Below are 23,099 nucleotides of genomic sequence, written 5' to 3' on the forward strand. Positions count from 1 at the left end.
GCCGTCCGTCAGCGCGGCTCGAGGAACTCGATCCGGTTGCCGACCGGGTCGAAGGAGTAGAAGCGGTCGTGCCCCGGCAGGTTGTCGTCCCAGACCACCTCGGCCCCCTTGGCCGCCAGGGTCTCGGCATAGGCGTGGATGCCGCGGATCCGCAGCGCCGGGTGAGCCTTCTTCGCGGGCGTGAACGGGGCCTCGATGCCGACGTGCACCTGGACCGCGCCGTCGGCCGAGGCGAACCAGCAGCCGCCCCGCACGGCCAGCACCGGAGGCTTCGGGATCTCGGTGAGACCGAGCACGTCGACGTAGTAGGCCCGCAGGACGTCCTCACTGCCGGCCGGAGCCGCGAGCTGGACGTGGTCGAGGGCGACGATCATGGGTGGTCTCCTTCAGTGCTTGGTCGCGACCGCGAAGATGCGGCGGAAGGGCAGGACCGTCCCGTACGGGCGGCGCGGGTAGGCGTGGTCGAGCAGTGCGGCGTACTCGGCGAGGAACGCGGCACGCTCCTCGGGGTCGGTCAGGGCGCCGAGGACGGGACGCAGGCCGGTGCCGAGCATCCAGTCGAGTACCGGCCGCTCGCCTTGGAGGACCTGGTGGTAGGTCGTCTCCCAGACGTCGGGCGTGCAGCCGAGCCCGGCCAGCGCGTCGAGGTACTCCCCCGGCTCCGGCGCGGCGGCGCGGTGCGGTCCGCCGAGGCGTTCGGCCCACCGCGGCGAGTTGCGCAGGTCGTGGAGGAGCGCGTGGCTGGGCGCGTCGAAGTTGCCGGGCACCTGGAAGGCGAGCACGCCTCCGCTCGGCAGCGCGTCGATCCAGGCCGGGAAGAGCGCGGTGTGGCCGGGGACCCACTGGAGTGCGGCATTGGAGACGATCAGGTCGGGGGCGTCCGCGGTCGGGTCGTAGTCCGAGATGTCGCCCAGCCGGAAGTCGATCGAGCGGAAGTCGCGCCGCGCCCGGTCGATCATTTCGGCCGAGTTGTCCACACCGACGATGTCGGCGTCGGGCCAGCGGGCGGGCAGTGTGGCCGTGGTGTTGCCGGGGCCACAGCCGAGGTCGACGACGCGCGTCGGCGTCCCCGGGATCCGGTCGACGAGCTCGTAGAAGGGCCGACTTCGCAGGTCGGCGTGGCGCAGGTACTGCTGCGGGTCCCACTGCACGGCTGCCATCGCGGCCTCCCAGTATCTTGATGTCGAGACATTTCCAGCATGGCGTCAGTAAATTCTTGATGTCAAGAGACTTCATGTCGATAGATATCCGACTACACTGATCAGCATGGAGGACGAGGTCGATCGACTGGTCGCAGCATGGCGCCGGGAGCGCCCCGACCTCGACGTGGAACCTCTCGAGGTACTGAGCCGGGTCAGCCGGCTCGCCCGCCACCTCGACCGCGCCCGCCGCACGGCCTTCGCCGAGCACGCACTGGAGCCGTGGGAGTTCGACGTGCTCACCGCGCTGCGCCGAGCCGGCGCGCCCTACCAGCTCTCCCCGGGTCAGCTGCTGACGCAGACCCTGGTCACCTCCGGCACCATGACCAACCGCATCGACCGCCTGGCAGGCAAGGGCCTGGTCCAGCGTCTGCCCGACCCGGACGACCGCCGCGGCGTCCTGGTGCGGCTGACCCAGGGCGGGCAGGAGCGTGCGGACGCCGCACTCGCCGGCCTGCTCGACCACGAACGAGCGATCCTCGGCGAGCTGTCCCCCTCCCAGCGGGACGACTTGGCCGCGTTGCTGCGTCAACTCGTGGCGCCCTTCGACAACCTGGCGGACTGACACCCCGGCGGCCGGAGCACCGGACGGCGCGTCCGCTTCGCTCGCCGTTCCCCTGCTGCACGACTCTTGTCAGCGGTTACCGGCCGGTTGTCTACTCCCTTCCCATGAGTCCGCGACCGAGCGGGCTCCCGAAGGGGGGACCACCCGATGACCGCACTGCCGCGGCTCGCGCGCGTTCTGGCCGCAGCCGCCTGCTCCACCCTGCTCGCCGCCGGCCTGGCCGGCCCGGCCTTCGCCGACGGCTCGACGCCGTCGGCATCCTCGGGGTCGAGCGCCGCGTCACACCACCGAAGCCCCGAGTACTACGTCTCGCTCGGCGACTCGCTCGCCGCCGGCTACCAGCCGAACGTCGGGCACGACACGAACGTCTCCTACACCGACCAGCTCTACGCCCAGCTCAAGAAGCACGACCCGGACCTGGTCCACATCAAGCTCGGCTGCTCCGGCGAGACCACCGAGACGATGATCGACGGCGGCATCTGCCACTACCCCGGCGCGACCTCGCAGCTCGACGCGGCCGTGAAGTTCCTGCGCGCGCACCGCGGCCACGTCAGCTACGTGACGCTGGACATCGGCGCCAACGACGTGGACGGCTGCCTGACGGGCGGCACCGTCGACGTCGCCTGCGCCGCCAAGGGCATCGCCACGGTGGCGGCGCAGGTCCCGCAGATCACCACGGCGCTGCACCGGGCGGGCGGCAGCCACCCGCGCTACGCCGCGATGAACTACTACGACCCCTTCCTCGCAGTCTGGCTGACCGGCCCGGCCGGGCAGCAGGCGGCGCAGGAGTCGGCCCAGCTGAGCGTCGGGCTGAACGGCGCCATCCAGCTCGGCCTGAAGGCGGGCGGCTTCCGGCTGGCCGACGTGTCGACGGCGTTCTCGACGCTGGACTTCACCGACCAGGCCACCCTGCCGGGCATCGGACAGGTGCCCCTGAACGTGGCCCGGATCTGCACCTGGACGTGGATGTGCACGCCGTACCAGGACATCCACGCCACTCCGACCGGCCACGCGGTGATCGCCGGGGTGTTCCTGGACCTCTTCCGGCACCACCGCCGCTGACTCGCCGCTGAGCCGCTCCTGAGCCGCCGCCGCTGTCCCCCGGCTGTACCAGCCGAGGTCTGATTCATCCCGTTCTGGTGTGCAATCATGAAGATTGCCCCAGAACGGGATGGATGCGCACGTGTCGAACGATAGTCCGGCCAGCAACCGTGAGAAATGGCAGCACCGAGCCGCGTGGGCGGCCATCTGGTATCTCCGCCTCGCCGCCGCGCTCAACCTGCTCGGGGCGTTCTCTGCGCCTTTCCGCCGCCAGGTCACCCGATACAACACCGGTGAACTGTTCACCCCTTATCTGCTGACGGCCGGCTTCACCTCCGCCGCGCTCGCCTGGTTCCTGGCGATCATGATGCGGCGGCGCAAGCGGGCCGCCTGGATCTTCAACGTGGGACTGTCCGGCGCCTACCTGGTGCTGGTCGCCCTGGCGCTGATCGTCGCGCCCGAGGTGCGCGAGCACACCTTCAACTGGATCTCCGCTGCGATCAGCACCTTCTTCGTGGCCGCGCTGCTGGTCGGTCGGCGCGAGTTCCACGCGAAGGGCGACCGCTCCAACCCGCTGCTCGCCATCCTGACGCTGATCCTCGGCGGCGCCGTCGGCATGCTGATCGGCACCGGGCTCGTCACCCTCACCAACACCGCCAGCGGCTCCACGCTCTGGGACCGGATGAACTACGCGCTGATGCGCGTCTACACCCTCGCTCCGGCCGGCTCCGAGCACGCGGGCGTGCACATCCCGCACTGGGTGGACATCGCGATCAACGTGCTCAGCGTGATCCTCTTCCTGCTCGTCCTCTACGTGCTCTTCCGCGCCCCCAAGGGCAAGGAGTACCTGTGTGACGACGACGAGCGGCGGCTGCGGGAGCTGCTCGACCGGCACGGTGACCGTGACTCCCTCGGCTACTTCGCGCTGCGCCGCGACAAGAGCGTCGTCTTCTCCTCCAGCGCCAAGGCCGCCGTGGCCTATCGCGTGGTCGGCGGCGTCTCGCTCGCCTCCGGGGACCCGATCGGCGACGTCGAGGCGTGGCCGGGTGCGATCGACCAGTGGCTGGAGCAGGCGCAGGTGCACGCCTGGACTCCTGCGGTGATGGGCGCCAGCGAGGAGGGCGGCACTGTGTACGCCCGCCACGGCCTGAACGCGCTGGAACTCGGCGACGAGGCGATCGTCGAGGTGGACGAGTTCACACTGGACGGTCGCGCGATGCGCGGCATCAGGCAGGCGCACAAGCGCGTCGGACGGGCCGGCTACACCGTGCGGATCCGCCGCCACGCCGCGATCCCCGAGGCGGAGATGGCCGCGCTGCTGCAACTCGCCGACCACTGGCGGGACGGCCAGACCGAGCGCGGATTCTCCATGGCCCTCGGCCGCCTCGGCGACCCCGCCGACGGTCAGTGCGTGATGCTGGAGTGCCACGACGGTGAGGGGCGGCTGCGCGCCCTGCTGAGCTTCGTCCCCTGGGGCCGCGAGGGCCTGTCACTCGACCTGATGCGCCGCGACCGCGAGTCCGACAACGGCCTGATGGAGTTCATGGTCATCGAGCTGATCCGGCAGGCCGACGTCGTCGGCGTGAAGCGGATCTCGCTGAACTTCGCCATGTTCCGCGCCGTCTTCGAGCGCGGCGGCAGGCTCGGCGCAGGCCCCGTGCTGCGCCTGTGGCGGGAGGTGCTGATCTTCCTCTCTCGCTGGTGGCAGATCGAGTCCCTCTACCGGGCCAACGCCAAGTACCGGCCGATCTGGGAGCCGCGCTACCTGCTGTTCGAGCGCAGCAGCGACCTCCCCCGCATCGGCATCGCCTCGGCACGCGCCGAGGGCTTCATCACCGCGCCCAGCCTGCCGGCCCTGTTCAAGCGACGGCACGTCCCGGCCGCCGTGGCCGAAGCCGTGAGCTCGAACGGCCCCGCGGCTGCGGTGACGTCGGGCGCCGCGGATGCGGACGGCTCTCCGCCCGGCGCAGCGAGCGGCGGATCCGGGCCCGGCCCGGGAGGCGCGGCGGGAAACCGACCGGCCACGTCCGACCGTGCAGCTGCCGGGCCGCCTGCCGAACGGACGGGCCGGACCGAACCGGGAGAACGAACCGAACCGAGCGAACGGACCGGACCACCGGAGACGAACGGTCACGGCGGGCGGGACCACCCTGCGGAGCCCTCGCGGGCCTCTGCCGCCCCCGCCGAAGGTCCCGGGTCGAGGGCAGCGACTCCTCCTCCGGAATGAGCTGTATCTCCGTCCGCCCGAGGACCGGCGCGGCGCCATTCCGGATTACCGTGGAGTGAGGGCATTCGTCCTCGAACTTCCTCGCACTTCCTCGAACATGCCTGGCCGCGGAGGAGCAGCGCGCATGCAGAGGGACGGAACGGCAACCGTCGGCGGCGGCACGGGAGCGACCTTGCGGTCGACCTCACATGCCGCCGCGGAGCGGGAATGGGGCGCGCTGACGCGCGCGCTACGCACCGGCCTACGCGGGCGTGGCCTGGCGGCGATGCCGCTCACGATCTGCGCCACCCTCGCCGTCCTCGCGTTCCAGATCTGGCAGCAGGCCCCGTCGGGCGCGGCGATCGTCGAGCAGGTGGGCGTGGTCCGCGCCTCGCTGCCGCTCGGCGTCGCGCTGTCGCGCACTCCCCTCTCGCTCTTCGTGCCCGCACCCGACCTGCCGGTCTGGGGCGCGGCCCTCCAGGTGTTCCTCGTCTTCGGCATCGCCGAGCTCACCCTAGGCCGGGTGCGCACACTGGCCATCGGCTACGCGGCCACTCTCGCCGCGACGATGTACACCCGCCTGGGCATCTCGATGGGGCCGGACCGGTTCTTCGGCCTCTCCTACAACGCCGAGTTCGTCCGGGACACCGGCCCGTCCGTGGCCGTCGTCGCCCTCGCCGTCTGCATCGCCTGGCGCTACCGGGCACTGGTGACGGGCGCGCTGGTCGTCGCGTCGATGGTGACCGAGGCTCTGATCCTGCCGAACATGGCCGGTGCCGAGCACCTCGTCGCCATCCTCACCGCACTCACGATGGCCCTGAGCGCGGAACTGGTCCAGCGGCAGACGCAGCGCACGAGCGCCGCGGTCAACGCCCTCCTGCTGGTGCGCCGCCGAACCTGAGCCCCCCGTCCGACCCACGATGTCCACCGGTCGGAGGCGCGTCAGGCCTCCGCCGCGGGACCGACGCCCGCGCGGCGCGCCAGCGCGACGGCGGCCAGCGTCGAGTGGACGCCGAGCTTCCCGAGGACGTTCTGCATGTGCGTGCGCACGGTGTGCGGCGACAGGTAGAGCCGGTCCGCGACGGCCTGTCGGCCCAGGCCCGCGACCATGCAGCGCAGCACCTGCTTCTCGCGAGGCGTGAGGGTGTCCACCAGCCGCTCGCTCTCGGTCCGGTCCCGGCGTGCGGCGGTCAGCTCGCGTATGACGCCCGTGAGCAGGCTGGGCGGGAGGTGCGTCTCGTCCCGCATCACGCCGCGGATCACGGCCATCAGCCGTCCGAGCGAGCTCTCCTTGGCCACCCAGCCGCCCGCCCCGGCCTGCAGCGCGCGCACGGCGCGGTGCGGGTCGTCCGCAGTGGCCAGCACGATGACCCGCAGCTCGGGATGGGCGGCACGGGCCCGCGATATCAACGCGATGCCGTCGCCACCGGCCGGGGCGGCCGGACCGGGCACCGCCGACAGCGGGGACGCGGCGCCGCCCGTCCGCCGCTGGGCGGGCAGGTGCACGGCACGGCCGGGGGCGGGCGCGGGAACCCCGCCCGCGGGGCCCGCACCCAGATCCGCGTCGACCAGCATCACCTGGAACTCTCGTGCCTCGGCGGCGGCGCGTTCCAGCGCGCGCTCCGCACCCACGACGTTGCCGGCCGCCGCGACCTCGACATCCGGCTCCGCGGCGAGCGCGGTCGCCAACGCCTCCGCGAAGATCCGGTGGCCGTCGGCCACCAGCACTCTGATCCGCCCCACACGCACTCCCCCCGACGCAGCACCGCCTCCTCCAGCACCCAGGGTAGGGTCGCGCCCGCGATGACGCGGCGTTATCACTCGAACGAGTGCGGTCACCAAGGTGCAGAGGGAGCGGCATCGCCCGGCGGTGCGCGGCTCTGCCGAGGGCGGCGCCGCCGTCCGCTGCGGGGGCCGCCACCCCGCGGAGGGCTGACAGCCCTGGTCAGCAGCGGCGGGAGAGCAGTGCCGCGGGAGGGCCTGTGCGTCGGGAGCGGGTGCGGCGAGACCGCTACGCCCCCGAGGCGTCGAGCATCTCGTCGCGGGGGACGATCTTGATGCGCTCGCGGCCCTCCGCGGTGCCGAGTTCGCGCTCGCGCGCGTCGAGGCGCTGCCAGCCCTCCCAGGTCGTGAAGCGGACGCCGCGCTCCCGCAGGAAGGCGTCCAGCGCCTCGGGCTCCGGGAGTGCGGCGGGCGTCAACTCGCCCGCCGCGTGGTCGGACAGCAGGGAGGCGACGGTCTCGTTGGCGTCACCCTTGGTGTGGCCGATCAGGCCGACCGGGCCGCGCTTGATCCAGCCCGTCACGTAGGTGCCGGGCTCGACCCGGCCCGCGTCGTGCGGGACCGTGCCGGAGTCCGGGTCGAACGGGAGCTTCTCGAGCTCCTCGGAGTAGTAGCCGACCGCGCGGTAGACGGACTGGAGGTCCCAGTCCTTGAACTGCCCCGTGCCGCGGACGTTGCCGCTGCCGTCGAGCTCGGTGCGCTCGGTCCGCAGACCGACGACTCGGCCGTCCTCGCCCAGCACCTCCACGGGAGATTCGAAGAAGTGCAGGTAGAGCCGGTGGGGGCGGGCGCCGACATCGCGGATGGCCCAGTTCTCCAGCGTGGAGGCGACCATGTCGGCCTGCTTGTTGCCGCGCCGGGTCGCGATCGAGCCCTCGTCGTAGTCGATGTCCTCCGGGTCGACGATGACCTCGATGTTCGGCGAGTGGTCGAGCTCGCGCAGCTCCATCGGGCTGAACTTCGCCTGGGCCGGTCCGCGGCGACCGAAGACGTGGATCTCCTTCGCCACGTTCTGCTTCAGGCCCGCGTGGACGTTGGCGGGGATCTCCGTCGGCAGCAGCTCGTCCGCCGTCTTCGCCAGGATGCGGGCGACGTCCAGGGCGACGTTGCCGACGCCCAGCACGGCGACCTTCTCGGCCGTGAGCGGCCAGGTGCGCGGCACGTCCGGGTGCCCGTCGTACCAGAACACGAAGTCGGCCGCGCCGTAGGAGCCCTCGAGCTCGATGCCGGGGATGTCCAGGTCCCGGTCCGCGTTGGCGCCGGTCGCGAAGATCACCGCGTCGTAGAACTGGTGCAGCTCGTCCAGGGCGAGGTCGTTCGGGTAGTCGACGTTGCCGAAGAGGCGGATCTGCGGCTTGTCCATGACCTGGTGCAGCGCGGTGATGATGCCCTTGATCCGGGGGTGGTCGGGCGCGACGCCGTAGCGGATCAGCCCGAAGGGGGCCGGCATGCGCTCGAAGATGTCGATGGACACGCCCGGGTCCTGCGCCACGTCCGACTTGAGCAGGGCGTCGGCGGCGTAGATGCCGGCGGGACCGGACCCGACGACGGCGACCCGGAGAGTGCGTGTCATGACGGAGGACTCCTTGGAGTGACGACGGGGACCGGAAAGGAGGGCGATGAGGGATACCCGGTAAGGCAACCCTCACCTCCGCCAGCCTGCCACAGTAGTCAGTCCTACTTTATGACCCCATAAGTTCGGCTTATGTGTACGTCCCCGGTCGGCCCGGCCTCGGGAACGTCCCAGGACGCCCGTGTCGGGCCGCCGCCCCATTCCTGCTCCAGGCCTGCTCCAGGCCTGCTCCAGGCCTGCTCCAGGCCTGCTCCAGGCCTACCGCAGGCGTCGCGCGCCCGGCGCGGGCGTCGCGGTGAAGAACGCGGGGGCGTTCCAGCCGTCCCGGGCAGCGTAGGCCGCCGCGATCGCGGCTGTGATGCCGGGTACCCGCGCGGGCTCGGTCAGCACGATCACGCAGCCGCCGAAGCCGCCGCCCGTCTGCCGCGCGCCGAGGGCGCCGGCCACGAGCGCGGCGTCGACGGCGGTGTCGGACTGCGGGCAGGAGATCGCGAAGTCGTCGCGCTGCGAGGCGTGGCCGGCCGTCAGGACGGGACCGAGGGCGCGCAGTCGGCCGTCGTCGAGGAGCCGAACGGCCTCCAGCACCCGTTCGTTCTCGGTGACGACATGCCGGGTGAGACGGCGCAGTTCCGGCTCGGGGAGCCGGGCGAGCAGCGCGTTCAGTTCAGGACCGGCGGCCTCGACATCGCGCAGCGCCTTCACGCCCAGCAGGTCGGCGGAGCGCTCGCACCCCTCGCGGCGGTGCCGGTAGGCGCCGTCGGCGTGCCCGTGTTCGACGCGGGTGTCGACGACGAGCAGCACCAGTCCGGCTGCGGCCAGGTCCAGTGGGACCTGGCGCTGCGACATGTCCCGGGTGTCCAGGAAGAGCGCCGCGCCCTCGGCGCAGCACAGCGAGGCGGTCTGGTCCATCACCCCGACGGGCGCGCCGACGTAGTCGTTCTCCGCGCGCTGGGCGAGCCTGGCCAGGCGGGGTCGCTCGATGCCGAGCCCGAGCAGGTCGTCGCAGGCCAGCAGGACCGCACACTGCAGCGCGGCGGAGGAGGAGAGCCCGGCCCCGAACGGCACGTCACTGTCGAGGTGCAGGTCGATGCCGGGCACCGCGTGCCCGTCCTCGCGCAGCACCCACAGCGCGCCCGCGGGGTAGGCGGCCCAACCCGCGACGGAGCCCGGCGCGAGCGAGTCCACTGTGAACTCGGCGACGTCGCCGTCGCCCTGTGAACTGTGCACGCGCACCACACCGTCGTCGCGCCGGGCCACGGCCACCCGGGCGGCGTGCGGCAGGGCCACCGGCAGCACGAAGCCGTCGTTGTAGTCGGTGTGCTCGCCGATCAGGTTGATGCGTCCCGGCGCCTGCCACACGCCCTCGGGCTCCCGCCCGTACAGCGCGACGAACTCCTCGGCGACCACGGCGGCGTGCGGTTCGTTCACTGGCGGGCTCTCCTCCGTCTCGGTTCTGCCGGTGCACCGGGGTGTCGGCGCGCCGGCAGGGTCAGGGGTGCTGCGGCGCGGACGTGCTCTCTCCGGCCAGGGAGAGAGCGAACTCCCAGGCGTCGGCGACGATGCCGTCCAGGTCGGCGCGGCGCGGACGCCAGCCGAGGGTCTCGTGGGCACGCTCGGCCGAGGCCACGAGCACGGCCGGGTCGCCGGGGCGGCGTTCGGCGGTGACGGCCTTGATTTCACGGCCCGTCACCCGGCGGACGGCCTCGATGACCTCGCGCACCGAGAAGCCGTTGCCGTTGCCGAGGTTGCAGATGAGGTGCCGGCCCGGCGCCGCGGCGTCGAGGGCGAGCAGGTGGGCCTCGGCCAGGTCGGCGACGTGGATGTAGTCGCGCACGCAGGTGCCGTCCGGGGTCGGGTAGTCCTCGCCGAAGACGGAGATGTGCGGACGGCGGCCCAGCGCGGCCTGGATCACCAGCGGGATCAGGTGCGTCTCGGGATCGTGCCGCTCACCCTGGCGGCCGTAGGCGCCCGCCACGTTGAAGTAGCGCAGCGAGACCGCGGCCAGGCCGTGCGCGTTCGCCTCGCTGGTGATCATGTGGTCGACGGCGAGCTTGCTCGCGCCGTACGGGTTGGTCGGGCTGGCCGGCGCGGTCTCCAGGATCGGCGTCTGCTCCGGCTCGCCGTAGACGGCGGCGGTGGAGGAGAAGACCAGGCGGCGCACGCCCGCCTTGCGCATCGCGGTCAGCAGTTCCAGCGAGCCTGCCGCGTTGTTGCGCCAGTACTTCTCGGGGTCCACGACGGACTCGCCGACCTGGGAGCTGGCCGCGAAGTGCAGTACTCCGTCGAAGGATCCGTCCAGCACCTCGGCGGCGTCCTGGACCCGGCCCTGCACGAAGGTCGCCCCGGCCGGCACCGACTCGCGGAAGCCCGTCGACAGGTCGTCGAGGACGACGACCCGGTGGCCCGCCTCGATCAGGTGCGCCGCGACCACGCCGCCGACGTAGCCGGCGCCGCCGGTGACCAGGTACTGACTCATGCCTTGACCTCCCGCAGGCGTCGCGCTGCGTGCTCGGGCGCGACGTCGTTGATGAACACGTCCATGCCGGATTCCGAACCGGCCAGGAACTTGAGCTTCCCTACGGTACGACGGATGGTGAAGAGCTCCATGTGCAGTGCCAGCTCCTCGGCGCCCTCGACGCCGCCGGGGCCGCGACGCACCGGGGCCTGGTGCCAGGCGGCGATGTACGGCGTCCGATGGGGCGTGCTGTTGACGGCGTCCACGGCTTCGTGAGGTGTGAACAGCAGGTCGAAGCGCTGCAGCAGGTCGAGGTAGAGGTGGGTGAACTCCTCGCGTTCGGCGTCGTCGAGGGCGAGCAGGTCGCCGACCCGGCGGTGGGGATACACATGCACTTCATAGGGCCAGTGCGCGGCGAAGGGCACGAAGGCCGTCCAGTGCTCGCCTGCCACGACGATCCGCTCGCCGTCCCGGCGCTCCGCCTCCAGCTGGTCCTCGAAGAGGTTCCGGCCCGTTCCGGCGCGGTGGGCGACGGCCGTGGCGATCATCCGCTCGGTGCGCGGGGTGACGAAGGGGTAGGCGTAGATCTGCCCGTGCGGATGCTCCAGGGTGACGCCGATCTCCACACCGCGGTTCTCGAAGCAGAAGACCTGCTCGACGTCGGGCAACGTGGACAGCTCGGCAGTGCGGTCCGTCCAGGCCTCCAGCACGGTGCCGACCCGGCGCGGGCTGAGGTCGGCGAAGGAGGCGTCGTGGTCGGAGGTGAAGCAGACCACCTCACAGCGCCCCGCGGCCGGGCGGATCGCGTTCGGCGGCGCGGCCCGCACCTCCTCCGGGTGCGGGTGCGCGGCGAGCGACGGGAAGCGGTTCTCGAAGACGACGACCTCGTAGTCGGATTCGGGGATCTCGCTCAGCCGCCCGTCCCGTGAGGGGCAGAGCGGGCACTCGTCCGCCGGCGGATGGTAGGTCCGTCCCTGGCGGTGCGCGGCGACGACCACCCACTCGTCGAGCACCGGGTCGTGACGCAGTTCGGAGAGGGTCTCGGTGTGGGGCAGCGGCCGCAGGTCCTCGGCGCTGCGGACGGCGTCGTCACGGGAGTCGTAGTAGATCAACTCACGGCCGTCGGCCAGTCGCGTGCTGGTCTTCTTCACTACGGGGATCTCCAAGGTCGGCCTCGCTCGCAGACGTTCACGCTGACGTTCACGCTCGCTCGGTTCAACATAATCGAACATAAACAAGCAGCAGTCAACAGGCTTGCGTGAGGTTCATGGCACAACTGAGCAGCAGGCATCCCCGGGCCCCTGAGAATCGGAAAGCGCTGTGCGGAAGTGTTCGGTTTCGGCGCGGTGTGGAGATTCGACCGGTCCGGCTCAGTCGGCCGCGCGCGCCACCTGCTCGAGCAGGCCGGTCCGGGCCGCGACGGCGGCCGCCTCCAGACGCGTGCGCGCCCCGAGCTTCACCAGCACGCGCTGGACGTGCGTGCGCGCCGTACTGGGCGCGATCCGCATGCCCTCGGCGATCTCCTGGGTGTCCTGCCCGTCGGCGATCCGCGCCAGCACCTCGGCCTCGCGCCGGGTCAGCAGCCGCAGCAGGCGCAGCGCCTCGTCGTCCGGCTCGGCCGCCGGTCGCAGCAGGTGGTCGAACGAGGCCCGCAACAGTTCCGGCGAGACCGCGGCCTCCCCCGCGCGGACGCGCCCGAGCGCACGCTCCACGACCTCGATGCGCTCGTCCTGGCGCACGTACCCGGCCGCCCCGGCGGCGAACGCCGCGGCCACCCCCGCGAGGTGGTCCACGTTGCCCATCACCACGACCGAGACCTCGGGCCGCTCCCGCCGGATCCGCCGGATCGCGTCGAACGCCGCACCGTCCTCGGGCCGCGCCACGCCCAGCAGGCACGCCTCCGGCCGCCGGCTCACCACGAGATCCGCGGCGACCCCGGTCGGCGTCCCGACCGCCAGCACCCGGTGTCCACGCAACTGCAGGGCGGCCGCCAGCGCCTCCGCGAGTAACCGGTGGTCGTCCACGACCACGAGCCGAACGCCCACAGCGCCCTCCGCCCTCCCCTGGCATGATGCGTGACGAACCATCACAACGCATTCTGCCTGCGGACCGCTACAGCGCAGCCCTCGTTCGAGGGATCATTTCGCGAACTCCCGCAAAAACGCCGAAGGCCCGCATCCGAACATCGGATACGGGCCTTTCCGGCGAGCCCCCAAACGGAATCGAACCGTTGACCTTCTCCTTACCATGGAGACGCTCTGCCGACTGAGCTATAGGGGCGAACGAGGAAGACCATACCTGGTCAGCGACCGGATGGGAAATCGGTGATCTTCATCGCCCCCGGCGCTCCGCCGGCGAGGGGCCGCCCACCGAGCTGACGGCCCATCGATTCCAGCCGGCCCCTGCGTTCGGTGATCGACACCACGTCCGACCTGCCACTACGCCGATGTGTACACTTCAACACCCCCGACGAACCGGACGAACCGACGGGGAAGATGGCGACGGGGTTCGACTTCTCGGTGCAGCCGCTGTCGTCGTGTCCGCCGTGGGTGCCAAGCGATGAGTGGGAGCGGGACACCGTCGCGCACCCGAACGAACGGGAGGCACCACGATGAACCTCCATGAACTTGCCGGGGAGATGCTCGGGCTCACACCGAGCTTCGCCCGTTGGTGGGACGACAACGCGGACACATACGCCCTAACGGTCTGGATCAGCCGACTCTACGGCTACGACGTCGTCATCCGTCGGCAGAACCCTGACGACCCAGGGGGCAGGTATCTGACCCTCGTAGCGGTCTTCACCAGGGTCGACGAACCCGGCGCGCGGCGCCGCGCGGAGTGGATGCGCAACCCGGCGGCGGACCCGACCTTTCCACCGCCCGTGGCCTGGCACCTCAACGGCGGACCCGGCTTCCATCCGCCCGGCTGGCACCTCGCAGCGCGACTCGTCGTGACGCCGGATGTCGAGCGCTCGCTGGACTACAACAGGAACCAGTACCTGCAGATGATGCGCGACAGGTACGGCACGCCAAGATTTCTGACGCGCAGGAAGGAGACCCGAGACCTTCCACCGAGCGCGCTCCCCCCACCTCCGCCCGACACCATCGCCTACCCCGACGAGGATCGAACCCGGTGACCGACGCCGCGCCCACCGTCAACCTGCACGTCGAGTTCGAACGGCCCGCCGACTTCCGCCGCGTGACCATCGGCATCGGCCTCGGCATCGGCCTCGACGACGCCCGGGCGCAGCTGCCGGCACAGCTCGGCGAGCGGTCCGGCGAGGTCGCCAGCGCGGCTGTGGACACAAGGCCGGCGTGTTCCACGCCGCCACGTGCCTCGGGCTGCTGGAAGACGAGTTGACGCTCACCACGCTGGCGCCGGCCCGGGCTGAGGTGGACTGCCGGGACGTGGAGGTCGCCGTCGACGGGATCGTCGAGGTGCTGGGCGCGGACCGGCCCGAGGGGCGGCAGGCGAGGCGGTACGACCTGTTGTGCGGTCGGGCGACTCGGCTGGCGCGCGGACCGCTCACGCGTCCTCGGCGAGCTCCAGCCACTGCATCTCGAGCTCGTCCCGCTCGTCCTTGACCGCGCGCAGCTGGGCGTCCAGTTCGGCGATCTTGCCGAAGTCCGCGGCGTGCTCGGCCATCTGGGCGTGGAGCTTGGTCTCCTTCTCCTCCAGCTTCGCGAGCTGGCGCTCGATGCGCTGGAGCTCCTTCTTCGTCGCGCGTGTGTCGCCACCGGACTTTTTCGGGGCCGGGGCCGGGGCCGTGGCCTCGACCAGGGCCGCGCGGCGCTCCAGGTACTCGTCGATGCCGCGCGGCAGCATCCGCAGGCGGCGGTCGCCGAGCAGCGCCCAGACCGTGTCCGTGGTGCGCTCGATGAAGAAGCGGTCGTGGGAGATGACGACCAGCGAGCCGGGCCAGCCGTCGAGGAGATCCTCCAGCTGGCTCAGGGTCTCGATGTCGAGGTCGTTGGTCGGCTCGTCCATGAACAGCACGTTCGGCTCGTCCATCAACAGGCGCAGCAGCTGGAGCCGGCGCCGCTCACCGCCGGAGAGGTCGGCGACCGGCGTCCACTGCTTCTCCTTTGTGAACCCGAACGTCTCGCAGAGCTGGCTCGCGGACAGTTCACGGCCCTTGCCGAGGTCGACGCGCCCGCGCACCTGTTCCACGGCCTCCAGCACGCGCAGCGTGCCGGGGAGCTCGGCCACCTCCTGGGAGAGATAGGCGAGCTTGACGGTCTTCCCGACGACGACCTTGCCGCCCTGCGGCTGCTTCTCGCCGTCGCTGGCCCACGCCTGCTGCATCGCGCGCATCAGCGAGGTCTTGCCCGCGCCGTTGACACCGACGAGGCCGATCCGGTCGCCGGGCCCGAGCTGCCAGGTGAGACGTTCCAGCAACAGCTTGTCACCGGCCTGGACGGTCACGTCCTCCAGGTCGAAGACGGTCTTGCCCAGCCGCGAGTTGGCGAACTTCATCAGCTCGACCTTGTCGCGCGGCGGCGGCACGTCCGCGATCAGCTCGTTGGCGGCCTCGACGCGGAACCGCGGCTTGGAGGTGCGGGCGGGCGCGCCGCGCCGCAGCCAGGCCAGCTCCTTGCGGACCAGGTTCTGGCGCTTGGTCTCCTCCGTCGCGGCGACGCGGGCGCGCTCGGCGCGGGCGAAGACGTAGTCGGAGTAGCCGCCCTCGTACTCGTGGACCTCCCCGGCCTGCACGTCCCACATGCGGGTGCAGACCTGGTCGAGGAACCAGCGGTCGTGGGTGACGACGACCAGCGCGCTGCGGCGCGCCTGCAGGTGGCCGGCGAGCCAGGCGATGCCCTCGACATCGAGGTGGTTGGTGGGCTCGTCCAGGACGAGCAGGTCGTGGTCCTCGATCAGCAGCTTCGCCAGCGCGATGCGACGGCGCTCACCGCCGGAGAGCGGGCCGATGACGGTGTCGAGGCCCTGCGGGAAGCCGGAGAGGTCCAGGCCGTCGAAGAGGCCGGTGAGCACGTCCCGGATCTTGGCGTCGCCCGCCCACTCGTGGTCGGCCTTGTCCCCGACGACCTCGTGGCGGATGGTGGCCTTGGGGTCGAGATCATCGCCCTGCGCCAGCACGCCGATCGCCAGGCCGGTCACATGGGTGACGCGACCGCCGTCGGGCTCCTCCCGCTTGGCCATGATCTGGGTCAGTGTGGTCTTGCCGTCGCCGTTGCGTCCGACGACGCCGATCCGGTCGCCCTCGCTGACGCCGACGGACACGCCGTCGAGCACGGCTCGGGTGCCGAAGATCTTGCTGACGCCTTCGACGGTGACGAGGTTGACTGCCACGAGTGCTGCGCTCCTGAGCGACTACGGATGACCAGACGTCCCAGCCTAGTCGTCCCGCGCCACCCCCGTTCGCGCGGCCGTCCGCTGCGTGCCCGGGGCCGTGCGAGGCGCAGCGGGCTCGCCGACCTTGGCCTGTCTTGTTCTCTCGCCTCGACGAGGTCCTACTCGGTGCGGAGCCGGATCGTCGCGCCGTCCGGCAGGTCGTGCACCTGCTGCGCGATCGGGCCGCGGATGCGCATCGCCGTGACCGCGTCGTACGCGACGAAGTTGTCGAAGTCGTAGGACCCGCCTCCGACGAAGAAGGTGCGCGGGACCAGGCGCTCCGAGGGGTCGAGGGCACCCCTCTGCTGCTGGTACGCGTACGCGAACGACTCGGCCCCGTTCGCGTCCGGGTCAGCGAGCAGCCAAGCCGCCCAGTCCTCCAGGCTCTCGCCCAGCGCTTCGTCCCGAGCGGTCTCCGGGTCGAAGCGGACGACCTCCTTGCCCTCGACGATCGCGAACTGCACGCCGAAGATGTCCTGCGCGAAGCAGAACAGGTCGTCGGCCAGGCCGTCGTAGGTGTCCTTCCAGGCGTCCTCGTTGTTCCAGCTCAGCAGGTCATGGCCGAGCCCCTCCTCGCCCGCGCGAAAGACCTGCACACCGGCATTGAAGAGGAAGAATCCGTTGATCCGGGACAGCACCTTGCCGAGTTCGGCGAGCGGCCCGTCCGGAATGCCGAAGTCGATCTCGATCGCGGGACCCATCGGGCCACGGGCCCGGCCCAGCAGGGTTTCCAGCGCGGACTGTTCGGTGCTCATGCCTCGGTCTCCCCTGCTTCTTGCGCGAGTTGCGTCATGCTTCCGCCTCCGGCCCCACGGGCTGTGTGAGGTAGTACTCCCGGACTCGCGCGGTGATGGCTTTCCCGATGACCGGATCGACCACCTGACTCGTCGGCAGCGTGTCCCAGATCGTGAAAGGCCAGTAGTCGCGGTGCGCCCGAATCAGCAGCTCCTCACCGAGCGTGACCTCGCCCTGCAGGGCGTAGCAGCCGGCCATCCAGCTGCAGAGGTCGAACTGTTCCGGCGACTCACCGAGGGTGCGGAAGATGTCGTCGGCCCGCGGGAAGTCGCGGGTCTCGTACAGGGCCTGCCAGTAGACACGCTTCTGTTTCGGGTTCAGCGTGGAGAAGTCCTCGGAGAGGAGCTCCCCGCCGATCACCGAGTCGTCGACCGGGCGGACCGGCGCACCGAAGTCGTAGGAGCGGTCGGGCGCCTCCCATGAACCGGCCGCCGACTCGTCGGCGGCGCTGAGGAGCCGTTCACGCAGGTAGCTGTCCGGCGCGAGCCGGTCCGCGAGATCCCGCAGCCGCGGTTCAGCCGGCACACCCCCGCGCAGCTGGGCATCGATGATCGCGTCCACGAAGGGGAAGCCCTGATCGTTGACCTCGCTGCCGGGTGGAGCCCCGCGAACCACGCGCTCGGCGAGCTCGGCCGCCTCCACGAACCCGTCCTGCCAATAGAGGATCTCGATCGCTCCCATGGCGGCCTGCCAGGCCTGCTCCGGGTCCGCGTCACTGCGGGCGACGTCGAGCAGTTGTGGCAACACCTCGACGAAGCGCCCCCGTCGTGCCTGCGACGCCAGTTCTGCCGCGTCCATCTGCACCATCCAGTCGGTTGTCGACCGCTACCGTACCGTGATCTTCACTCTAGTTCCCTTGGGCAGACCCCGAAGGGCGTTCCCCATCGCCGAGCCGGATCCTTGGTTGTCCGACGGGTCGATGTACTTGACGCTGGCCCCCGTCCCGCCCTCCATGAACATCGCCGGTGGGTATTCGTCCCGGTCCTTGCCGCTTCGCGTGAGGATGCCGCGCAGCGAGGCAAGCCGGTTCTTGTCGGCCCCGTCGGTGTCGATCCGCAGGATCGAGGGCTGGAGCGTCTTGTTGCGCGGATCAGGGCCTCCGCGCGAGTTGATGCCCCGCTGCGCCTCACGGATGTGCTGCGCCGACTCGGGGTACTTGGAGGAGTCCACGACCATCTCGACGTCGTACTCCCGCGTCCCGCCCAGGGCCTGGTCGATCTTCGACCTGGCGTCGCGCTGCGTCCTGACCCGCTTGCGGGAGCCACGACCGGTCTTGCCGTCGTTCTTGGCGACCTTCTGGGCCAGGGTGATCAGCTCGTGGGCATGCCGTTCGTCGGCCTCCGCGATGTTCTTGACGACCTGCTCCGTGCCATGGCCCACCGAGTGGTACATGTCCGCGACCGCCTCGGCCGCGTCGTGGCTGAGGCTGCGGCCTACGCGCGCGGCGGCTTTCTCCAGGGCCTCCGCTATGGGGTGGGTCATGAGAAGGACACCCCCTGCGCGACCGCCGCGAAGCGCGCGCCGTGGCCCTGGACCTCTTCGGCGTGGCCGTGCATGAGGGCGACGTGGCGCATCATCTCGTCCGGCTGGACGTGGAATCCGTCGCCCGCGCCTCCGCCGCCCATGTCGCCCGGGTCGGGCACGCCGAGCGCAGCCTGGAGGCCCTGGAAGACGAGGCCGGTGAGCGCTCGCTCGACCACCTGCTCCAGGGGGGCGACCGCCTCGTTGATCAGCGCGCCGATCAACTCCTGCTCCGCCTGCTGGATCAGCGCGTTGACGATCTTCTTGGTCGCCTCGACCAGCAGCGCCTCCGCCGCCTCGGCCGCGCCCAGCGTGACCACGGCCGCCGCCTGGTCGGCGACGAACTCCGCAGCCATGATGCCGAGTTCGGTGATGACCGCCATCTTCATCGCGATGATCCCGTCGGCCGCGATCTCCAGCGCGTCCGCGGTCACCGAACAGGCCTCGACCAGCTCGGACATGTGGCTGCTGGACCGCTGCGCCCAGGCCTCGACCAGAGCCTCGTAGGACGAAGCCTGGTAGGCGTCGCCCAACTGACTGATCGTCTGACTTGCCGCGTCGTGCGACGACTGCAGATTCTGTCCGAACTCCCGGACATGGCCGCCGAATTCACGGACCTTGTCCTCGTTGACCTGCGGCCAGTTGAGCCCGAGCAGGTTCATCACCCAGACGAGCTCGCCAGGTAGCTCGATCGCCATGCATCCCCCTTGCCAGCGTCCGCTGGAGGGATTGTATGACGATTCCTCACCACGTCAGCGTGGCGGGGCTGTCACGACCACGCGAGGAAATCGTGGCGTCCGGTTCAGACCAGCGTCGCGCCCGGGACCGGGCCCTCCGCGCGGCGGACCTCGCGGCAGGTGCCGGACTGTGCGAGAGCGGCGGCCACCGCCGAAGCCGCAGCGGCGTCCTTGGCCAGGAAGGCGCAGGTCGGGCCGGAGCCGGAGACGAGGGCGCCGATGGCGCCCGCCTCCGTCCCGACTCGGAGGGTCTCGGCGAGTGAGGGGCGCAGCGACAGCGCGGCGGCCTGCAGGTCGTTGCTGAGCGCGGCGCCCAGCGCGGCGGCGTCGCCCGAGGCCAGGGCGTCCAGCAACGCGGCGTCGGCGGCGGGCGCGGGAACGCGCGACTCGTCTGCGCCACCGGGACCCGCCGCCTCCTCGCGAAGGCGGTCGCACTCCCCGTAGACGGCGGGTGTCGAGAGGCCGCCGTCAGCGACGGCGAAGACCCAGTGGAAGGTGCCGCCGACCGGCACGGACGTCAGCACCTCGCCGCGCCCCTCGCCGAGCGCGACGCCTCCGTGCAGGGAGAACGGCACGTCGCTGCCGAGCTCGGCGGCGAGCGCGAAGAGCGTGGAGCGATCCGTCCCGAGCCCCCACAGCGCGTCGCAAGCGAGCAGGGCCGCCGCCGCGTCCGCGCTGCCGCCCGCCATACCGCCGGCGACGGGGACGTCCTTGTCGATGTGCAGGGCGACGTTCGCCTCGACGCCGTGGTGCGCGGCGAGCGCCCGCGCCGCGCGGGCGGCCAGGTTGCTCTCGTCCGTCGGGACCACGTCGGCGTCGCGGCCGGCGACGGTCAGCGAGAGCCCCTTCGCGGGACGCGCCGTGACGGTGTCCCAGAGGCCCACGGCGAAGAAGACCGTGGCCAGCGCGTGGAACCCGTCGGCGCGCCGACCGCCCACCGCCAGCTGCACGTTGACCTTGGCCGGCACCCGGACGGTGACGCTGTCGGGCGCGGACGCGGACGCCGGGTCGAGCACGGACTCGGACGCGTTCATCGGCGGAGCTCCTGGGACGAGGGAATCAGGTGCAAGGGCAGGCAGGACGGTTGTGCCGCGGGTCAGGCCTGCGGCGAGGGCTGCGGCTTGTGCTCGGCGATCGCGGCGAACTGCTCCACCGTCAGCGCCTCGCCGCGCAGGCGGTGGTCGATCCCGGCAGCGGTCAGCGCCGTCTCCGCCGCGGCCGGGCTGCCGGCCCAGCCGGCCAGCGCCGCGCGCAGCGTCTTGCGGCGCTGCGCGAACGCCGCGTCGACGACGGCGAAGACCTCCCTGCGCGACGCGGTCGTCTTCGGCGGCTCGTCACGCCGGACCAGCGAGACCAGCCCGGAGTCGACGTTCGGCGCGGGCCAGAAGACGTTGCGGCCGATCGCCCCCGCGCGCTTGACCCGCGAGTACCACTGGGCCTTGACCGACGGCACGCCGTAGACCTTGTTGCCGGGCTGCGCGGCCAGCCGGTCGGCGACCTCGGACTGCACCATCACGAGCGTGCGCTCGATGGTGGGGAACGTCTCCAGCATGTGCAGCAGCACGGGGACCGCGACGTTGTAGGGCAGGTTCGCCACCAGGGCGGTCGGCGCCGGGCCGGGCAGCTCGGTGACGGTCATCGCGTCCGCGTGGACCAGCGCGAACCGGTCCGCCTTCTCCGGCATCCGGGCGGCGACGGTGCTCGGCAGGTGCTCCGCGAGCAGCGGGTCGATCTCGATCGCGGTGACCCGGTCGACCGCCTCCAGCAGCCCCAGAGTCAGCGAGCCGAGGCCCGGCCCGACCTCCACGACCACGTCGTCGGGCCGCACCTCCGCCGCGCGCACGATGCGGCGGACGGTGTTCGCGTCGATGACGAAGTTCTGGCCGCGCTGCTTGGTCGGCCGCACTCCCAGCCGACCGGCCAGTTCACGGACGTCTGCGGGGCTCAGCAGTGCGGAGTCGTTCGACGCGGCGGAAGGATCGACGGACTCGGGATCGGTGGTGCTCACCCGCCAAGGATACGGGGCCGACCCCGGAGCGATGCGCCGCCGCTTGCCCCCGGGACGAGGCCCGCGCGCCTCCGTTCGCCGCCCCGCGTCCCCGGCGCCCCCGTGGCGCTCGGTCCGTCGGCCCCCGCCCATGGCGGTTCGCCTGCGGTCATCCGCCGTCGATACTCCGGCCCTCGGCGCTCACGCCTCCCCGCGCGGCTCGGCTCGCCAGTGCGCGGGGCTGGGGCGCGGCTCGGTCCGGCTCGCTCGGGGCTTGGCTTCAGTGCTCGGCGCGGGTGCCGCAGACGGGCCAGGGGGAGATGCCCCGTTCGTGGAAGAGGGCGCGGGCGCGGGTGGTCTGTTCGGCGACGGAGGCGTTCTGGGGCAGGCCGTGGCCGCCGAGGCTGTGCCAGGTGCCGGCGTCGAACTGGTAGAGCCCGCCGTAGCGGCCGCTCGGGTCGGTGATGTGGGGGTTGCCGCCGGACTCGCAGCGTGCCAGGGCCGCCCAGTCGACCTCACCGCTTCCGAAGCGCACCAGCGGGGAGGCCGCACGGTGGCGGCCACGGCTCGCGGCGCGGCCTTCGAGCTCCGGCGGCCGGACCTCCTCGGTCGCGCGGACGCGCGGTCTGGCGTGCCGGGGCCGGGGCTGGGACGGCAGCTGCGGCGCGGAGGGCGCTCCCGGGACGTGGGGCAGCACGAGCCCCTCGACCGTGCGCGGACCGGTCGGCGCGCCGTCGGCACCGGTGGACGCATCCTTCGCCGCGATGCTCGTGCTCGTCGACGGGGCGCCTGTCGTGGGTGCGCCCACGCCCGCGACCGCGCCGTCCGGCAGGACGTCGGCGGCCTCGGTGGCACGGTCGCCCTCTGCGCTCTGCGACTCCTCGACCAGGAACGCGCCGGTGCCGCCCACCAGCAGGGCCAGGATCAGCGCCTGCGGCAGCGTCCGCCTGGAGGTGTCTGAAGAAACGTTCACTCGCGCTCCCACATGGCCGTACGTCCACGCCCGGTCCCCTCGACCGCGGACTGTCCAACGACCTCCCCGCGCGACCGTCACGTCACCTTGAGGGTGGTTCCTTCAGGCGGAGCCACCGTCAGTAGTCGAACGCCCGTGCCGTGTTCGCCGCCACCGCGGCCGCCAGCTCGTCCTCTTCCACACCCTTGACCTGCGCCATCGCGCGCAGCGTGACCGGGATCAGATACGGCGCGTTCGGCCGCCCCCGGAACGGCGCGGGGGTGAGGAACGGCGCATCCGTCTCCACCAGGATGCGGTCCATCGGGGTGACGGCCAGCGCGGCCCGCAGGTGATGGTTGGCCGGGAAGGTGACGGGTCCGGCGAACGACAGGTAGTAGCCCGCCTGCCCGCAGACCCGGGCCATCGCCTCGTCACCCGAGTAGCAGTGGAAGACCGTGCGCTCGGGCGCGCCCTCCTCGGTGAGGATGCGCAGCACGTCCTCGTGCGCGTCCCGGTCGTGGATGACCAGCGCCTTGCCGTGCTTCTTCGCCAGCGCGATGTGCCGCCGGAACGACTCCTGCTGGATCTCCACGCCTTCCGGACCGGTCCGGAAATAGTCCAGACCCGTTCCCCCACGCCGCGCACCTGCGGCAGCGCAGCCAGCGCGTCGATCTCCTCGATCGCGGCGTCCAGGGCGGCCGCCCCGCCCGGCCCGCGCCGCTGCCCGCTCCACCCGTCCGGGTCCCCGAGCACGATCCGCGGCGCCTCGTTCGGATGCAGCGCGACGGTGGCGTGCACGTTGTCGTGCTTCGCGGCGATCTCGGCCGCCCAGCGTGAACCCGGGATGTCACACCCGACCTGCACGACCGTGTTCACACCGACGGACGCCGCCTTGGCGAGGATCTCCTCGGGGGACGCGTCCTGCATGTCCAGG

The 23,099-nt window shown here is 71.6% G+C and carries 21 protein-coding genes, 1 tRNA gene and 2 pseudogenes; 6 read left to right on the forward strand and 18 right to left on the reverse strand.

Going from position 1 to position 23,099, the window contains the following annotated elements:
- Window positions 1–8 precede the first annotated feature (8 nt).
- Window positions 9–374 carry a VOC family protein gene (locus TR49_RS02790; protein ID WP_042376724.1) on the reverse strand — a complete coding sequence of 122 codons (366 nt, stop codon included), beginning with the start codon at window positions 372–374 and terminating at the stop codon, window positions 9–11.
- A gap of 12 nt (window positions 375–386) precedes the next feature.
- Window positions 387–1,160, reverse strand: coding sequence for a trans-aconitate 2-methyltransferase (locus tag TR49_RS02795; RefSeq protein ID WP_042376726.1), 774 nt, complete (start codon window positions 1,158–1,160; stop codon window positions 387–389).
- Window positions 1,161–1,266: 106 nt separating this feature from the next.
- Here TR49_RS02795 and TR49_RS02800 point away from each other — a divergent pair, with 106 nt between their 5' ends.
- The 4 genes and pseudogenes from TR49_RS02800 (at window position 1,267) to TR49_RS43480 (ending at window position 5,912) form a co-directional block, all read left to right on the forward strand.
- Window positions 1,267–1,764 (forward strand): MarR family winged helix-turn-helix transcriptional regulator, encoded by a 498-nt coding sequence (locus TR49_RS02800; RefSeq protein ID WP_042376728.1) that lies wholly within the window; start codon window positions 1,267–1,269, stop codon window positions 1,762–1,764.
- Window positions 1,765–1,911: 147 nt separating this feature from the next.
- Complete coding sequence (locus TR49_RS02805; RefSeq protein WP_042376730.1) at window positions 1,912–2,826, forward strand: SGNH/GDSL hydrolase family protein; 915 nt, start codon at window positions 1,912–1,914, stop codon at window positions 2,824–2,826.
- Between the two features lie 109 nt (window positions 2,827–2,935).
- Window positions 2,936–4,681, forward strand: a pseudogene (locus TR49_RS02810) (phosphatidylglycerol lysyltransferase domain-containing protein); the annotation flags it as partial.
- A 475-nt stretch (window positions 4,682–5,156) separates the two neighbouring features.
- Complete coding sequence (locus tag TR49_RS43480) at window positions 5,157–5,912, forward strand: hypothetical protein (RefSeq protein WP_160311525.1); 756 nt, start codon at window positions 5,157–5,159, stop codon at window positions 5,910–5,912.
- A 41-nt stretch (window positions 5,913–5,953) separates the two neighbouring features.
- Here the strand turns inward: TR49_RS43480 and TR49_RS02820 are convergent, their stop codons facing one another.
- The 7 genes from TR49_RS02820 to TR49_RS02850 all read right to left on the reverse strand — a co-directional run bounded on the left by TR49_RS02820 (window position 5,954) and on the right by TR49_RS02850 (window position 13,101).
- Window positions 5,954–6,754 (reverse strand): LuxR C-terminal-related transcriptional regulator, encoded by an 801-nt coding sequence (locus TR49_RS02820; RefSeq protein ID WP_042376731.1) that lies wholly within the window; start codon window positions 6,752–6,754, stop codon window positions 5,954–5,956.
- 268 nt (window positions 6,755–7,022) lie between these two features.
- Entirely contained in the window at window positions 7,023–8,366 is a 1,344-nt protein-coding gene (locus tag TR49_RS02825) for an FAD-dependent oxidoreductase (RefSeq protein WP_042376733.1), read from the reverse strand.
- Window positions 8,367–8,624: 258 nt separating this feature from the next.
- The gene (gene galK / locus TR49_RS02830; protein WP_042376736.1) at window positions 8,625–9,794 is read right to left on the reverse strand and encodes a galactokinase; all 1,170 of its coding nucleotides are present in this window, start codon (window positions 9,792–9,794) and stop codon (window positions 8,625–8,627) included.
- A 61-nt stretch (window positions 9,795–9,855) separates the two neighbouring features.
- The gene (galE, locus tag TR49_RS02835; protein WP_042376738.1) at window positions 9,856–10,842 is read right to left on the reverse strand and encodes a UDP-glucose 4-epimerase GalE; all 987 of its coding nucleotides are present in this window, start codon (window positions 10,840–10,842) and stop codon (window positions 9,856–9,858) included.
- Complete coding sequence (gene galT / locus TR49_RS02840) at window positions 10,839–11,972, reverse strand: galactose-1-phosphate uridylyltransferase (protein WP_042376740.1); 1,134 nt, start codon at window positions 11,970–11,972, stop codon at window positions 10,839–10,841. Before galT ends, galE begins: the two co-directional genes overlap by 4 nt.
- Window positions 11,973–12,191: 219 nt before the next feature.
- On the reverse strand, window positions 12,192–12,866 hold the full coding sequence (locus TR49_RS02845; RefSeq protein ID WP_042376742.1) for a LuxR C-terminal-related transcriptional regulator: 675 nt from the start codon (window positions 12,864–12,866) through the stop codon (window positions 12,192–12,194).
- Window positions 12,867–13,028: 162 nt separating this feature from the next.
- Window positions 13,029–13,101, reverse strand: a tRNA-Thr gene (locus TR49_RS02850).
- A gap of 331 nt (window positions 13,102–13,432) precedes the next feature.
- Between TR49_RS02850 and TR49_RS02855 the strand changes: the two genes are divergently transcribed.
- The gene (locus tag TR49_RS02855) at window positions 13,433–13,957 is read left to right on the forward strand and encodes a hypothetical protein (RefSeq protein ID WP_042376744.1); all 525 of its coding nucleotides are present in this window, start codon (window positions 13,433–13,435) and stop codon (window positions 13,955–13,957) included.
- Window positions 13,954–14,181 (forward strand): hypothetical protein, encoded by a 228-nt coding sequence (locus TR49_RS02860; protein WP_042376747.1) that lies wholly within the window; start codon window positions 13,954–13,956, stop codon window positions 14,179–14,181. Before TR49_RS02855 ends, TR49_RS02860 begins: the two co-directional genes overlap by 4 nt.
- A 165-nt stretch (window positions 14,182–14,346) precedes the next feature.
- Here the strand turns inward: TR49_RS02860 and TR49_RS02865 are convergent, their stop codons facing one another.
- The 9 genes and pseudogenes from TR49_RS02865 to TR49_RS02905 form a co-directional block, all read right to left on the reverse strand.
- Window positions 14,347–16,131, reverse strand: a complete 1,785-nt coding sequence (locus TR49_RS02865) for an ABC-F family ATP-binding cassette domain-containing protein (RefSeq protein WP_042376748.1) — start codon at window positions 16,129–16,131, stop codon at window positions 14,347–14,349.
- A 161-nt stretch (window positions 16,132–16,292) separates the two neighbouring features.
- Window positions 16,293–16,928 carry a DUF2625 family protein gene (locus TR49_RS02870; RefSeq protein ID WP_052433933.1) on the reverse strand — a complete coding sequence of 212 codons (636 nt, stop codon included), beginning with the start codon at window positions 16,926–16,928 and terminating at the stop codon, window positions 16,293–16,295.
- Window positions 16,929–16,962: 34 nt separating this feature from the next.
- Window positions 16,963–17,775, reverse strand: coding sequence for a hypothetical protein (locus TR49_RS02875; RefSeq protein WP_084724491.1), 813 nt, complete (start codon window positions 17,773–17,775; stop codon window positions 16,963–16,965).
- Window positions 17,776–17,793: 18 nt separating this feature from the next.
- Window positions 17,794–18,450: a NucA/NucB deoxyribonuclease domain-containing protein gene (locus TR49_RS02880; protein ID WP_042376752.1), complete on the reverse strand. Its 657-nt coding sequence runs from the start codon at window positions 18,448–18,450 to the stop codon at window positions 17,794–17,796.
- Complete coding sequence (locus TR49_RS02885) at window positions 18,447–19,187, reverse strand: WXG100-like domain-containing protein (RefSeq protein ID WP_042376754.1); 741 nt, start codon at window positions 19,185–19,187, stop codon at window positions 18,447–18,449. Before TR49_RS02885 ends, TR49_RS02880 begins: the two co-directional genes overlap by 4 nt.
- 104 nt (window positions 19,188–19,291) lie before the next feature.
- Complete coding sequence (locus TR49_RS02890; protein WP_042376756.1) at window positions 19,292–20,260, reverse strand: 4-(cytidine 5'-diphospho)-2-C-methyl-D-erythritol kinase; 969 nt, start codon at window positions 20,258–20,260, stop codon at window positions 19,292–19,294.
- Between the two features lie 62 nt (window positions 20,261–20,322).
- Window positions 20,323–21,234, reverse strand: a complete 912-nt coding sequence (gene rsmA / locus TR49_RS02895) for a 16S rRNA (adenine(1518)-N(6)/adenine(1519)-N(6))-dimethyltransferase RsmA (RefSeq protein WP_084724492.1) — start codon at window positions 21,232–21,234, stop codon at window positions 20,323–20,325.
- Window positions 21,235–21,493: 259 nt separating this feature from the next.
- On the reverse strand, window positions 21,494–22,186 hold the full coding sequence (locus TR49_RS46605; RefSeq protein ID WP_042376758.1) for a transglycosylase family protein: 693 nt from the start codon (window positions 22,184–22,186) through the stop codon (window positions 21,494–21,496).
- Window positions 22,187–22,304: 118 nt separating this feature from the next.
- Window positions 22,305–23,092: pseudogene (locus TR49_RS02905) on the reverse strand (TatD family hydrolase).
- Window positions 23,093–23,099: the final 7 nt, after the last annotated feature.

It is taken from the genome of Streptacidiphilus melanogenes (genome assembly GCF_000787835.1).
Classification (GTDB): Bacteria; Actinomycetota; Actinomycetes; order Streptomycetales; family Streptomycetaceae; genus Streptacidiphilus; species Streptacidiphilus melanogenes.

Excerpts from the sequence above, each read along its gene's own strand:
- TR49_RS02790 (WP_042376724.1), bottom strand. The coding sequence starts at position 374 with ATGATCGTCGCCCTCGACCACGTCCAGCTCGCGGCTCCGGCCGGCAGT.
- TR49_RS02795 (WP_042376726.1), bottom strand. The coding sequence starts at position 1,160 with ATGGCAGCCGTGCAGTGGGACCCGCAGCAGTACCTGCGCCACGCCGAC.
- TR49_RS02800 (WP_042376728.1), top strand. The coding sequence starts at position 1,267 with ATGGAGGACGAGGTCGATCGACTGGTCGCAGCATGGCGCCGGGAGCGC.
- TR49_RS02805 (WP_042376730.1), top strand. The coding sequence starts at position 1,912 with ATGACCGCACTGCCGCGGCTCGCGCGCGTTCTGGCCGCAGCCGCCTGC.
- TR49_RS43480 (WP_160311525.1), top strand. The coding sequence starts at position 5,157 with ATGCAGAGGGACGGAACGGCAACCGTCGGCGGCGGCACGGGAGCGACC.
- TR49_RS02825 (WP_042376733.1), bottom strand. The coding sequence starts at position 8,366 with ATGACACGCACTCTCCGGGTCGCCGTCGTCGGGTCCGGTCCCGCCGGC.
- galE (WP_042376738.1), bottom strand. The coding sequence starts at position 10,842 with ATGAGTCAGTACCTGGTCACCGGCGGCGCCGGCTACGTCGGCGGCGTG.
- TR49_RS02855 (WP_042376744.1), top strand. The coding sequence starts at position 13,433 with ATGAACCTCCATGAACTTGCCGGGGAGATGCTCGGGCTCACACCGAGC.
- TR49_RS02870 (WP_052433933.1), bottom strand. The coding sequence starts at position 16,928 with ATGAGCACCGAACAGTCCGCGCTGGAAACCCTGCTGGGCCGGGCCCGT.
- TR49_RS02875 (WP_084724491.1), bottom strand. The coding sequence starts at position 17,775 with ATGGTGCAGATGGACGCGGCAGAACTGGCGTCGCAGGCACGACGGGGG.
- TR49_RS02880 (WP_042376752.1), bottom strand. The coding sequence starts at position 18,450 with ATGACCCACCCCATAGCGGAGGCCCTGGAGAAAGCCGCCGCGCGCGTA.
- TR49_RS02885 (WP_042376754.1), bottom strand. The coding sequence starts at position 19,187 with ATGGCGATCGAGCTACCTGGCGAGCTCGTCTGGGTGATGAACCTGCTC.
- TR49_RS02890 (WP_042376756.1), bottom strand. The coding sequence starts at position 20,260 with ATGAACGCGTCCGAGTCCGTGCTCGACCCGGCGTCCGCGTCCGCGCCC.